Consider the following 12,848-nt stretch of genomic DNA (forward strand, 5'->3'; position numbering starts at 1 on the left):
TTACCGAAATTCTGAAAAGATAAGGGAAAAGAGCCAGTTAAACTGACCCTATCTATTTGGTTTGACAATTAGTTGCACGTTCCTCTCCCCACCAGTATGGGATCAACTCGGCAACTTTGATTGTTTTTCTTGTTTCGTAGTCCATCATGGACTCTGCTTCTTTATTTTCAGCATTCAATTCTAAGAGAAATTCTCTACATGCGCCACAGGGCATACCTGAACTTTCACCATAGGGTGGTTTGTCTCGAAAGGCGAGGACTTTCTCAACTTTAGTTTGTCCTGAAAATTGATACATATTGAAGAGAGCTGCTCGTTCTGCGCAGGGATGAAAAACGCCACAAGTGCCCTCCATACAAAATCCTGTGAATATCTGACCATCTTCTACTTTTACTGCGGCAACACATGGTTAGCATAAACAAAGTCAGAAACTCCATAGGGATTGTATAGTGCTTGTGCTTTTTCGTACATCTTTTCCCAGATGTCCATTGTTGCAACCTTCTTATTTTGAAATCTCTTTTAACATGTTTTCGATATGCTGGATAGATTTTTCACGACCTAATAGGTAAATCGTATCTGGAAGTTCTGGTCCATGCATTTCACCTGATACAGCAATACGAATAGGCATGAAGAGATTTTTCCCTTTGATACCTGTTTCTTTTTGGACTGCTTTGATTTGTGGGAAGATGTTTTCTGTCACAAATTCCTCATCTGTCATTGCTTCTAGTTTCGCTTTGAAGGCTTCTAGAACAACTGGAACTGTTTCTCCTGCCATGACCTCGCGCTCTGCCTCTGTCAACTCTGGGAAGTCTGAGAAGAAGAGGTCTGTCAATGGAACAATCTCATCTACCGACTTCATTTGTGGTTTGTAGAGTTCTATCAATTTTTCGGCCTTGTCAGTCAAGCGCCCCGCTTCTTCTAGGAATGGTTTTGCCATTTCAAAGATAGTTGCTAAGTCAGCTCTCTTGATGTAGTCATTACTCATCCAGTCCAGTTTTTTCTGGTCGAAGGCTGCTGGAGACTTGCTGAGGCGGTTTTCATCAAAGAGCTTGATGAGTTCTTCGCGAGAGAAGATTTCGTCTTCTCCACCAGGATTCCAACCGAGAAGGGCGATAAAGTTAAAGACTGCTTCTGGAAGGTACCCTTTCTTACGGTAGTCTTCAATAAACTGAAGGGTGTTGGTGTCGCGTTTAGACAATTTTTTACCCGTTTCAGAGTTGATAATCAAAGTCATGTGACCAAATTCTGGAGCTTCCCAACCAAGCGCTTCATAAACCATGAGTTGTTTTGGTGTATTGGCAATGTGGTCATCTCCACGGATAACGTGAGAGATTTGCATATCGTGATCATCGATCACAACGGCAAAGTTGTAAGTTGGGTAACCGTCTTTCTTTTGGATCACCCAGTCACCACCGATATTGCCACCTTCAAATTCGATATCACCTTTGACCATGTCATGCCACTTGTAGATACCAGACTCATTAACTGCCAAACGAACAGTCGGGATAATGCCTGCCGCTTCACGTTCCACAATATAAGCTGCTTTTTCTTCTTCGCTCATACCAAGGTATTCATTAATGTAACGAGGTGTTTCACCAGCGGCTTCTTGACGTTCACGTTCCGCTGCCAGCTCTTCTTCTGTAACATAAGATTTGTAGGCCTTCCCTTCGGCTAAGAGTTGGTCAATGTATTTTTGATAGAGTTCCAAACGCTCAGACTGGCGGTAGTTTTCATGAGTTTCTGGACTTTCATCCCAATCCATGCCTAACCAGCGAAGGTTTTCAAGCTGTGAACGTTCACCATCTTCGACATGACGTTTACGGTCAGTATCTTCAATACGGATAATAAAAGTTCCACCATGATGGCGTGCGTAGAGGTAGTTGAATAATGCTGTACGGGCATTTCCGATGTGTAGTAGTCCTGTTGGACTTGGTGCGTAGCGTACGCGGATATCTTTTGACATAGTTTCTCCTATAAAGTCTCTAGGCGTCTGCCTTTTTGCTTTCTATATTATATCACAAGTCTCGCCTGAGTCCAATTTCTATGGATAAAGAGAGTAAAAAGAGTGGTCAAGCCACTCTTTTCTTCTATTATAGACGTGCGTTGAGTTCTTTGCTCAATTCTTCAAATCCTGGTTTTCCAAGAAGGGCAAACATGTTGCGTTTGTAGGCTTCAACACCTGGTTGGTCAAATGGGTTGATGGCATTCAAGTAACCTGAAAGGGCGATGGCCAATTCGAAGAAGTAGATCGTGTAGCCAAGAGTAAAGGCATCTTGCTCAGGAAGTGTTACATACATGTTTGGTACGTCACCGTCAGTGTGGGCAAGAAGAACACCGTCAGTTGCTTTTTTGTTTACAAAGTCAACGTCTTTTCCTTGAAGGTAACCAAGTCCGTCAAGATCTTCTTCCAAAGTAGGGATAATCACGTTCTTACGTGGTTTGTCCACACGGACAACTGTTTCAAACATGATACGAGTTCCTTCTTGGATAAATTGACCCAATGAGTGCAAGTCAGTTGAGAAGTTTGCTGAAGTTGGGTAGATCCCTTTTTGGTCTTTTCCTTCTGATTCTCCAGCCAATTGTTTCCACCATTCTGAGAAGTATTGAAGTGATGGCTCATAGTTTACTAAAATTTCAGTTGCATAACCTTTACGGTATAGAACGTTACGAACTGCCGCGTATTGGTAAGCTTCATTTTCTGAAAGTTTGTCTGAAGTGTAGTCTTTACGAGCTGCGTTGGCACCTTCCATAAGGGCTTTGATGTCAGCTCCTGATGCTGCGATTGGAAGTAAACCAACTGCTGTCAATACTGAGAAGCGTCCACCAATATCATCTGGAACTACAAATGTTTCCCAACCGTTGGCATCTGCTTCAACCTTAACAGCACCTTTTTGGCGGTCAGTTGTTGCGTAGATACGTTTGTTAGCTTCCTCTTGACCGTATTTCTTAACCAAGAGTTCTTTGAAGACACGGAAAGCAATGGCTGGTTCAGTTGTTGTACCAGATTTAGAAATCACGTTTACTGAGAAGTCTTTGTCAGCTACGTACTCTACCAAGTCAGCAAGGTAAGTAGATGAGATTGAGTTTCCAGCGTAAAGGATTTGTGGCGCTTTGCGCTCTTCTTTTGTTTGCAAGTTTGCAAAGTGGTGGTTCAAGAAGTCAATGGCTGCTTTGGCACCAAGGTAAGATCCACCGATACCGATGACCACCAAGACATCGCTGTCTGATTTGATTTGCTCAGCAGCTTTCAAGATGCGGTCAAATTCTTCGCGATCGTAGTTTTCAGGAAGGTCCAACCAACCCAAGAAGTCGCTACCAGCACCAGTTCCTTTACGAATCAATTCGTCTGCTGCTGTTACTTGTGCTTGCATGTATTCCACTTCATGTGGCGCTACAAATTTACCTAAAACTTTTGAATAATCAAATTTAATATGTGACATGATAATCCTCCATTATTTCTTCTTTTCTATCATAACGCTTACCTTCGATTTTTTCAAGTTTTTTTATTGAATTTACCCAATTTTTATCAGAATTCAAACGTTTGCGTAAAAACGCTAAAATACAAAAAATCTGAAAGGACGAATAAAAACGGCTAGATATTCTAACCGTTACAATTCATTTAACAAATACTCAAATAGTTCTAAATTGCCGTCTTCTTCATTGACCAAAAACTCTGGATGCCACTGCAAACCGATAATACGGTGTTCGTCGATAGACTCAATCGCTTCGATGGTCTGGTCTCTTGGATCAATAGCAGCCACACGGAAATTAGGTGCCAAATCTTTAATGCTTTGACGATGGACTGAGTTGACTTGGCTTTCTTTGCCGAACAACTTAGCAACAACACTTCCTTCTACTGTTTCAATAGAATGGGATGTCCCAAAAGGCAGACCTTGCCAGTGCCCCTCAATTTCTTGGTGGAGAGTACCGCCAAAAGCAACATTGACCAGCTGAACACCACGGCAGATTGCTAAAATGGGCTTGTCCTGACGAAGAGCTTCTTTCAAAAGGGCCAGCTCAAACTCATCTCGCACTAGGTTGTAATCATCGCTCTCGATGGTTTTTTTCTCTCCATAAAACCGAGGATGGACATTTTGCCCACCTGTCAAGATCAGTTTATCGATCATTTCCACATAATCACGCACAACGGACTCATCCCCTACAGGAATTACTAAAGGAAGACCACCGACTTGACGAATGCTCTCTGCGAATCTACAAGATACAGATGAATGAATGTTTTTGCCCTCTGCGTCTACAGGACATAGATTTGCAGCAACTCCTACAACCGTTCTAGCCATGATGTGTCTCCTTTCGATTTTCTTGCGACAGTCTTATCTTATCACTCCAACCCTTTCCTGTCTAATATGTTTTTTTAAAGACCGTGATAAGTATTTTTTATGGACAAGAAAAAGCTGCCCAAGAGGACAACTTCTTTTTTATTTGAAGACAAATTGATTGTGATACAGTTCTGAGTAGAAACCGCCAAGTTTGAGCAACTCGTGATGATTTCCACGTTCAATAACCTCTCCATCTTTGAGGACAATAATCTGATCGGCATTGAGGATGGTCTTGAGACGATGGGCAATGACAAAACTGGTTCGTCCTGCTACAACTGCCTCCATAGCATGCTGGATTTTGCTTTCTGTTACGGTATCGACATTGGAAGTCGCTTCATCTAAGATTAGGACTTGAGGATCTGTCATCAAGGTTCGAGCGATGGAAATCAATTGTTTCTGCCCAGTCGAGAAGATATTTTGCTCATCATCAATAAGGGTATCATACTTATCAGGCAAGCTTTCGATGTAGTCATGAATATGAGTTGCCTTGGCAGCTGCTTCGACCATTTCCTGACTGGCATCTGGCACACCAAAGCGGATATTGTCTCGGATTGTTCCACTAAACAAGACCGAATCCTGCAAGACAATCCCGACCTTGCTCCGCAGACTGTCCAAGTCGTAGTCACGAATGTCTTTGCCATCAAAAGAAATGCTACCTGCATCCACATCGTAGAAACGATTGATGAGGTTCATTATGGTCGTTTTCCCTGAACCAGTCGGGCCTACAACTGCTATCATCTGCCCCTTAGGAGCTGAAATGCTGACATCTTTTAAAATCGGCTTGTCTGGCACATAAGAGAAATCAATGTGACTGATCTCAACGCCTTCTCGCAATTCCGTAAAGGCAGGCGCATTTTGCGGACGAATCTCTTCTTCTGCATCGAACATTTCCTGGATACGATCCGCCCCAGTAAAGGCCAACTGGAGGCTCCCCCAACTCGCAGCCACCTGGATAATCGGCTGGTAGTACTGCTGAGAAAATTGGGTAAACATGACAATCAAACCTAGGGCTGTCGTTGTTTCGATACTTGGATCGTTCAGCAGGACCGCAGAACCTGCAAAAATAACGATGGCCGTATTGACCAGGCTCATCCCATTCATAACAGGAAAGAGGATGCCTGAGAACATTCTCCCTTTAAAGGTCGCCTTGCGCACGCGCTCATTTTGCTCCACAAAACCTGCTACGATGTCGTCTTGAATTCCTTGTACGATAACAGCTTTCTGTCCAGAAATACTCTCGTCCATGTAGGCGTTGAGTTTCCCAACCTCTTTTTGCTGGAGATTAGTGTACTTGCGGGCCATTTTCACGATGAAGACCAGCATGAGAAAGGCCACTGGAGTGCTGGCTACTGTTATCAGGGCTAGCGTCACATTTCTTGAAAACATGACAAAAATCAAACCGATGTAAAGAGCAATATTGCTCATAACCTGAACTAGACTTTCATTGAAGGCTTGAAGGATGTTATCTAAGTCACTCGTGAAGCGAGAAAGGATGTCGCCATCCTGATGGCGGTCAAAGAAAGAAACGGTCAAACGGGAAAGTTTGCCAAAGAGGCCCTTACGCATCTCATTTGTCGACTCAGCAATCACACGAGTCATCAAGGTCATGTAAATCAAACTGGATACCACTAAGGCGAGAACAACCAGAGCTAGATTCAGCATCAGAGCTGATAAACTCTGCCAAGCTAGTTCGGAAGTCCCATTTTGATAAGCCAGAACTAGGTTAGCGAGCTCCGTCACTGCTTGGCCTGAAAAAACTGGAAAGAGGGCTTGGGCAATCGTCGCAACTGCAACCATCAGAATCACAATGACAAAGGAGAACTTGTAAACTTTAAAATAATTCCAGAAAAATCGCACGGTTTTCATTTTATTCCTCCTTTCCCTTTTGTGTTTCGTAGATTTCGCGGTAGACGGCATTGTTAGCTACCAAGTCTGCATGCCGTCCTTCTCCAATCAAGCGCCCTTGATCCAAGACCAAAATCTTATCTGCATGGACAACTGAACTGATCTTTTGGGCGATGATAATGGTTGTCGTCCCTTTCAGATCTTTATTCAAAGCTTCCTGTACGAGTCTTTCTGACTTAGCATCCAATGCCGAAGTCGAATCGTCAAAAATCAGGATACGGGGATTGCTGACAATCCCTCGGGCAATGGACATCCGTTGTTTTTGTCCACCAGAAAAATTGGTACCTCGTTCTTCGACCTGACTCTCAAATTTGTTTTCCATACGCCCGATAAATTCACTGGCTTGAGCAATCCGCGCTGCACGTTCCATTTCTGACACGCTGGCATTGCCTTTTCCTTGACGAAGATTATCTGCAATGGTCCCGCTAAAGAGAATAGCACGTTGCAAGACGATGGAAACTGTTTTACGTAAGGTTCCCTCGCTGACGTCTCGAATATCCTTGCCACCAATCTTGATAGAACCCTCCTGTGGATCAAAAAGTCGTGGAATTAACTGAGCTAGGGTGGACTTCCCTGCTCCAGTAGCCCCAACCACACCGACCATCTGACCAGGCGCAATTTCAAAGGTTACATTCTTCAGCATAGGCTCATCGTCATTAGGATAGGTGAAGGTCACATTTTCAAAAGAGAGACTTCCTTCTAACTCTTCGTCTGGGAGATCTTTAAAGGTCATCGCTGGCTCGGTATCTAGAATCTCGCGGATACGACGCAAGGAAATCATGGCACGGCTGACAGAATTTCCTAAAAATCCAACCATGATGATGGTAAAGATAATCTGGCTGAGATAGTTGATAAAGGAAGCAATCGAGCCCACAACAGATGGATCTGACTGAGCCATGCCTGCCACCAACCAGATAGAGAGGAAGACCGCTCCATAGCCGACTAGCATCATAACGGGTTCTATAACTGAGAAGGCATAACCGATATAAAGATTTTGGCCGAGAAGTTCATCTGAAACCTCGGTAAATTTGTCAAATTGTGCTTTTTCTTGCACAAAGGATTTAACCACGCGCACACCACGTAGATTTTCCTTAGCGATAGCATTGATCCGTTCAAGAAGGGTTTGAAACTTAGCAAACCGTGGTCCCATCATTCCCATCATGATGGCAGTTAGTGCAAAGATTAGGAGCACCATGAGGACAATCACCCACCAAAGTGATGGAAGAGTGTGAACCGCCAAAATAAAGGAACCGATAAAGAGAAGAGGGAGACGGAAAAGAATTTGAAAAGCCATCATCACCACGTTCTGAATTTGGTTGATATCGTTGGTCATTCGGACGACAAGGTTACCCGCATTGAATTGCTCGATATTGGCATAAGAAAAAGTCTGGATCTTGCGAAAAGCGTCTTCCCGAAGGTCCGAAGACACTCCTTGAGCAATATAAGCCGCAAGCGTTACATTGACCCCACCTGCAACCAGACCGACTAGGGCTACTCCTATCAACCAAGCACCAATACTATAAATAGCCTCATTTTGACCGGCCAACAAAGCCTCTAACACCTCTTGCAAATAGCGCGGTTGCAAGAGAGAGCTCGCAACCATCAAGCCTGTCATCATTAGGGATGACAAGGCCTGCCATTTATAGGTTTTTATTTTTTTAATGAGCATATCTCCTCCTAATAAAATAGATAAAGGGAGCGACATCCTGCGTCAGCTCCTTCTCATTCGGTCATATTGATGCTATTCTAGCAAAAAAGAGAAATCTTGTCAAAGAAGTCTCCTTATTATAAATTAGTGCGCTTTCATATACAGGTGATGCATGAAAAGGCTTTTTATGGTAAAATGAAAGGAAGAACTCTTACAAGGAGGAAAAGATGAAGAAACAAACCATCGCTGTCTTGGGTCCTGGTTCTTGGGGAACTGCCCTTTCGCAGGTCCTAAACGACAATGGACACGAGGTTCGAATTTGGGGAAATATTCCTGACCAAATCGATGAAATCAATAACCAACATACAAACAAACGCTATTTCAAAGATATCCTACTCGACGAAAAGATCAAAGCCTATCATGATTTGGAAGAAACATTAAAGGATGTTGATGCTGTTTTGTTTGTGGTCCCAACAAAAGTAACGAGACTGGTTGCCCAACAAGTAGCAAAGGTGCTTGATCACAAGGTTGTCATCATGCATGCCTCCAAAGGATTGGAACCAGATAGCCACAAACGTCTATCAACTATTCTTGAAGAGGAAATCCCAGCTGACCTTCGCAGTGATATCGTCGTTGTTTCAGGACCGAGCCATGCTGAGGAAACTATTGTACGGGATATTACCTTGATTACAGCAGCCTCTAAAGACCTCGAAACTGCTCAGTACGTCCAAAATCTCTTTAGCAATCACTACTTCCGTCTCTATACTAATACGGATGTTATCGGGGTTGAAACCGCTGGTGCTCTCAAAAACATCATTGCAGTTGGCGCTGGGGCACTACATGGACTAGGGTTTGGCGACAATGCCAAGGCGGCTATCATTGCACGTGGCTTGGCAGAAATCACCCGTCTAGGAGTCGCTCTTGGGGCAAATCCTCTAACTTATAGCGGTCTTTCTGGAGTTGGGGATTTGATTGTAACGGGAACATCTGTCCACTCTCGTAACTGGAGAGCCGGTAATGCTCTCGGCCGCGGAGAATCCCTCGCAGACATCGAAGCAAACATGGGCATGGTCATCGAAGGCATCTCAACGACTCGAGCAGCTTACGAACTGGCTCAGGAATTGGGTGTCTACATGCCAATCACACAGGCTATTTACCGAGTTATCTATGAAGGTGTCAATATCAAAGAAGCAATCACTGACATCATGAGCAATGAATTTAAAGCAGAAAACGAATGGTCATAGACCTTTATAGAAAGGAACATTTATGAAACAAAAAGTCAGAAAAGCAGTCATCCCTGCCGCTGGATTGGGAACTCGTTTCCTCCCAGCAACTAAGGCCTTGGCCAAGGAAATGTTGCCAATCGTAGACAAGCCAACTATCCAGTTTATCGTTGAAGAAGCCCTCAAGTCTGGAATCGAAGATATCTTGGTTGTTACGGGTAAGTCAAAACGTTCCATTGAGGACCATTTCGACTCAAACTTCGAATTGGAATACAACCTCAAAGAAAAAGGAAAAACAGATCTTTTGAAGCTGGTTGATGAGACAACTGGTATGCGTCTGCATTTTATCCGCCAAACACATCCACGTGGTCTCGGAGATGCTGTTTTGCAGGCTAAAGCTTTCGTCGGAAATGAACCTTTTATCGTTATGCTTGGTGATGACTTAATGGATATCACCAACGAAAAAGCTGTTCCGCTCACCAAACAACTCATGGATGACTACGAGCGTACCCACGCGTCTACTATCGCTGTTATGCCTGTCCCTCATGACGAAGTATCTGCTTACGGGGTTATTGCTCCGCAAGGCGAAGGAAAAGACGGCCTTTACAGCGTTGAAACCTTCGTTGAAAAACCAGCTCCAGAGGATGCCCCTAGCGACCTTGCTATCATTGGGCGCTACCTCCTCACTCCTGAAATTTTCCAAATCCTCGAAAACCAAGCTCCAGGTGCAGGAAATGAAATTCAGCTGACAGATGCAATCGATACCCTCAATAAAACACAACGTGTATTTGCTCGTGAATTCAAGGGAGCTCGTTACGATGTCGGAGACAAGTTTGGCTTTATGAAAACCTCCATCGACTACGCTCTTAAACACCCACAAGTCAAAGACGACTTGAAAGACTATCTCATTCAACTCGGAAAAGAGTTAGCTGAGGGGAAATAGAAGAACAGTTCATATAAAAAAGAACTAGGATAGTTAATTATCCCAGTTCTTTTTATTTTGTATTGCTATCATCCCGAACATATAAACCAACAAAAGGAAATCATATTTCTCAGTTAACCCACTTACAAGCTCCATCGAATTGATCTCGAATTTTATGAAAGCGCTACGATATTATTTGTTTTTTTCTAAAAATAGGAGTACAATGAGTTAGTATAATAAAATAAAAAGCACCGAATCGTGCGCACTTTTTCAAGTTGTGTACGGACAAAGCCTTATTTTAACTTGCTGTGTTGTTTCGAATGGTTCCAAAACAAGGCCTCACAGTTGGAACTGCAAAGGTATGGTTTTAGAGCTGTGTTGTTTCGAATGGTTCCAAAAAAAGCTACTCATTTTTTGAGTAGCTTTTTAACTATTCCATCCCTTACACATAGCTCATTCCCTTATAGCATAGGAAAACGGCTAGTGCGATAAAAAGTACGGTTGCCCCGATTCGCTGGCTGGTACTATACATCTTTCTCTCCCATTTAACTGGAAAAATGACTGCTAGAAAAGCACCGCCTACTGCGCCACCAATATGCCCTGCTAGGCTGATTCCTGGAATCAGAATACTTCCAATGATATTGATCACGAAAAGCGTCAGGTAGGATTGCCCTAACTGCTGGATATAGGGGCTGCGAGTCGCATAGCGCAAAACGATAATCGCAGCAAATAGTCCGTAAAGAGAAGTGGAGGCCCCTGCTGCTACAACTTTCGGTGTGAAAGCAAACACAAAGAGGTTGCCCATCATTCCTGATAAGAGATAGAGAAAGAAAAACTGCTTAGAGCCGAAAATCTCCTCCACCTGTTGTCCAAGAAAGTAGAGTGAAATCATATTGACAATGAAATGCTCCCATCCAATGTGCACAAATATAGCCGAAAATAGGCGCCAAATCTGCTCTGGGAACAGGCGAATGATCGGTCCATACATAGCTCCAAACTGAAACAGAGTTTTGACTTGATCAAAGTTGATACCCGTAGTAATCAGCATCAGTAGAAATACAAAGCCAGTCACTAGGAGAAAAAAACTAGTCACAGGATAACGTTTATCAAAGATTTCCTTCATAGATTAGCACCTCCTGGACGGGGATATCATGGTCTTCCAAGTTAAACTCCTGAACCTGACAAGGGTGGATTGTACTCATGGTATGCCCAGCAAAATGTTCCAGATAGCGGTCATAATAACCTCCGCCATATCCGATCCGATAACCCTCTGTTGTAAAAGCCAAGCCCGGAACATGAATTAAATCAATCTGAGACGGTTCCACCACTTCCAAGTCTCCTTGCGGTTCCAGTAAACCAAAGGAAGTTTTTGCCAACTGCTTCGGATCATATACCACAAACTCCATGCGCCCCTTGGGATAGGTTTTGGGTATCAGGACCTTCTTGCCGTCCTTCAGCGCCCGCTCGATCAGTTCTTGCGTTTGAAATTCATGAGGGAAGGAGAGATAGGTTGCGATGACCTTAGCTTCTTGGTAAAAGGGATGTTGTAAGAAACGCTCGGTTAAAGCTCGATCCATAGCCTGTTTTTGCTCCTGAGAAAGAGCCTTCATTTCTTGCAAAATTTTCTTGCGTAGTTCTGCTTTCATAGACAATTCCTCTACTCTGCTGCCTTCTTTTTCAGGAAACTAGAGACCGCATCTACCCCAATGGCTAAGGCTTCTTCCTTAGGGCTCATCTGAGGGTGATGAAGGGCGTAGGGACTATCGATGCCTAGCCAGAACATAACGCCATCTACCTTCGAAAGGAGATAACCAAAGTCCTCACCAGTCATAGCAGGCTCGATATCAATCAACTCGATTCCGTCTTTCTCTTCAAAAAAGTCCATCAGTTCACGCGCCAAGGCTGGATTGTTCTCAACAGGTAGGTAGCCTCCTTGCTTGAGTTCCACTTCGACTTCCATATCAAAGGCTGCTGCAACCCCTTCTGCAACTGTCTTGACTCTTTTTTGTACCAAGAGGCTCATTTCCTGAGTCAAGGCGCGAATGGTTCCGTGTAAAAATGCTGTGTCTGTAATGACATTGTTGGTTGTTCCAGCTTGGAAAAGGCCAAAGGTCACCACCGCTCCCTCGATTGGATTGACATTGCGGCTGACAACTGACTGCACCTGGGTTACAAAGTAACTAGCCGCCACCAAGGCGTCATTGGCTTCATGCGGGAAGGCTGCGTGCCCACCTTTTCCTTTGAAACGAATCTTCACCTCACAAGTCCCTGCAAAGAGCGTATGGGTGTTGGTCGCAATCTGGCCGACTTTCAAATCCGGACGAACATGGAGACCATAAAACTGGTCTGGCAACCAATCTCCAAAAGCACCATCCTCATACATGAGCATACCACCAGCTTCATTTTCTTCAGCAGGTTGAAACAGAAAAAGCAGATTATTCTTGGGTTGCTCCTCAAGAGCACGCTCGAGACAGCCCAAGGCAATGGTCATATGAAAATCATGGCCACAGGCATGCATTCGACCTTGGTGTTGAGAAGCAAAAGGTAGACCTGTTTGTTCGACAATAGGCAGGCCATCAATGTCTGTTCGCCAACCAATGGTTCGTTCCGGCTGACTTCCCTGCAAATAAACCAGAATACCTGTCCGCCAAGTACGAATTTGAACAAAATCCTTGCCCGTAGTCAATTTTTCAATCACATCCAGCAAATAAGCCTGAGTCTTAAACTCCTCCAAGCCAATCTCTGGAATCTGGTGTAAATCTCGTCTAGTCTGAATCAAATCTAACATCTATCGATCCTCCTTTTGATAGAAGAAA

The 12,848-nt window shown here is 43.9% G+C and carries 10 protein-coding genes and 1 pseudogene; 2 read left to right on the plus strand and 9 right to left on the minus strand.

From position 1 onward, the window contains the following. Window positions 1-52: 52 nt before the first annotated feature. The 6 genes and pseudogenes from MK405_RS08290 to MK405_RS08315 form a co-directional block, all read right to left on the minus strand. Window positions 53-486, minus strand: a pseudogene (locus tag MK405_RS08290) (cytidine deaminase family protein). A 13-nt stretch (window positions 487-499) separates the two neighbouring features. Beyond that, the gene (gene gltX, locus MK405_RS08295) at window positions 500-1,960 is read right to left on the minus strand and encodes a glutamate--tRNA ligase (RefSeq protein WP_268704767.1); all 1,461 of its coding nucleotides are present in this window, start codon (window positions 1,958-1,960) and stop codon (window positions 500-502) included. Between the two features lie 127 nt (window positions 1,961-2,087). After that, a complete protein-coding gene (locus tag MK405_RS08300; protein WP_268704768.1) occupies window positions 2,088-3,437 on the minus strand; it encodes a glucose-6-phosphate isomerase in 1,350 nt (449 codons plus the stop codon). Between the two features lie 168 nt (window positions 3,438-3,605). Continuing rightward, on the minus strand, window positions 3,606-4,295 hold the full coding sequence (locus MK405_RS08305; RefSeq protein ID WP_268704769.1) for a gamma-glutamyl-gamma-aminobutyrate hydrolase family protein: 690 nt from the start codon (window positions 4,293-4,295) through the stop codon (window positions 3,606-3,608). A gap of 138 nt (window positions 4,296-4,433) precedes the next feature. Then, window positions 4,434-6,200, minus strand: coding sequence for an ABC transporter ATP-binding protein (locus tag MK405_RS08310; protein ID WP_268704770.1), 1,767 nt, complete (start codon window positions 6,198-6,200; stop codon window positions 4,434-4,436). A 1-nt stretch (window position 6,201) separates the two neighbouring features. Beyond that, window positions 6,202-7,908, minus strand: a complete 1,707-nt coding sequence (locus tag MK405_RS08315) for an ABC transporter ATP-binding protein (protein ID WP_268704771.1) — start codon at window positions 7,906-7,908, stop codon at window positions 6,202-6,204. A 206-nt stretch (window positions 7,909-8,114) separates the two neighbouring features. On the opposite strand from MK405_RS08315, the gene MK405_RS08320 reads away from it, so the two are divergent. Then, window positions 8,115-9,131 carry an NAD(P)H-dependent glycerol-3-phosphate dehydrogenase gene (locus MK405_RS08320; protein WP_084851801.1) on the plus strand — a complete coding sequence of 339 codons (1,017 nt, stop codon included), beginning with the start codon at window positions 8,115-8,117 and terminating at the stop codon, window positions 9,129-9,131. Window positions 9,132-9,153: 22 nt separating this feature from the next. After that, window positions 9,154-10,053, plus strand: coding sequence for a UTP--glucose-1-phosphate uridylyltransferase GalU (gene galU / locus MK405_RS08325; protein WP_084851799.1), 900 nt, complete (start codon window positions 9,154-9,156; stop codon window positions 10,051-10,053). A gap of 421 nt (window positions 10,054-10,474) precedes the next feature. Here galU and MK405_RS08330 read toward each other — a convergent pair whose 3' ends face one another. The 3 genes from MK405_RS08330 to MK405_RS08340 are packed head-to-tail and all read right to left on the minus strand — an operon-like array spanning window position 10,475 to window position 12,820. Further along, window positions 10,475-11,155: a rhomboid family intramembrane serine protease gene (locus tag MK405_RS08330; protein WP_268704772.1), complete on the minus strand. Its 681-nt coding sequence runs from the start codon at window positions 11,153-11,155 to the stop codon at window positions 10,475-10,477. Further along, window positions 11,139-11,678 (minus strand): 5-formyltetrahydrofolate cyclo-ligase, encoded by a 540-nt coding sequence (locus tag MK405_RS08335; protein WP_143989111.1) that lies wholly within the window; start codon window positions 11,676-11,678, stop codon window positions 11,139-11,141. Before MK405_RS08335 ends, MK405_RS08330 begins: the two co-directional genes overlap by 17 nt. A gap of 11 nt (window positions 11,679-11,689) precedes the next feature. Continuing rightward, window positions 11,690-12,820, minus strand: coding sequence for an N-acetyldiaminopimelate deacetylase (locus tag MK405_RS08340; protein ID WP_143989110.1), 1,131 nt, complete (start codon window positions 12,818-12,820; stop codon window positions 11,690-11,692). Window positions 12,821-12,848 lie beyond the last annotated feature (28 nt).

This window comes from Streptococcus oralis (assembly GCF_026782345.1).
Lineage (GTDB): Bacteria > Bacillota > Bacilli > Lactobacillales > Streptococcaceae > Streptococcus > Streptococcus oralis_CK.

Bases quoted from the DNA above. Each gene is read 5' to 3' on its own strand.
- MK405_RS08320 (WP_084851801.1), top strand. From the start codon at position 8,115: ATGAAGAAACAAACCATCGCTGTCTTGGGTCCTGGTTCTTGGGGAACT.
- MK405_RS08335 (WP_143989111.1), bottom strand. From the start codon at position 11,678: ATGAAAGCAGAACTACGCAAGAAAATTTTGCAAGAAATGAAGGCTCTT.
- galU (WP_084851799.1), top strand. From the start codon at position 9,154: ATGAAACAAAAAGTCAGAAAAGCAGTCATCCCTGCCGCTGGATTGGGA.
- MK405_RS08305 (WP_268704769.1), bottom strand. From the start codon at position 4,295: ATGGCTAGAACGGTTGTAGGAGTTGCTGCAAATCTATGTCCTGTAGAC.
- MK405_RS08310 (WP_268704770.1), bottom strand. From the start codon at position 6,200: ATGAAAACCGTGCGATTTTTCTGGAATTATTTTAAAGTTTACAAGTTC.
- MK405_RS08300 (WP_268704768.1), bottom strand. From the start codon at position 3,437: ATGTCACATATTAAATTTGATTATTCAAAAGTTTTAGGTAAATTTGTA.
- MK405_RS08330 (WP_268704772.1), bottom strand. From the start codon at position 11,155: ATGAAGGAAATCTTTGATAAACGTTATCCTGTGACTAGTTTTTTTCTC.
- gltX (WP_268704767.1), bottom strand. From the start codon at position 1,960: ATGTCAAAAGATATCCGCGTACGCTACGCACCAAGTCCAACAGGACTA.
- MK405_RS08340 (WP_143989110.1), bottom strand. From the start codon at position 12,820: ATGTTAGATTTGATTCAGACTAGACGAGATTTACACCAGATTCCAGAG.
- MK405_RS08315 (WP_268704771.1), bottom strand. From the start codon at position 7,908: ATGCTCATTAAAAAAATAAAAACCTATAAATGGCAGGCCTTGTCATCC.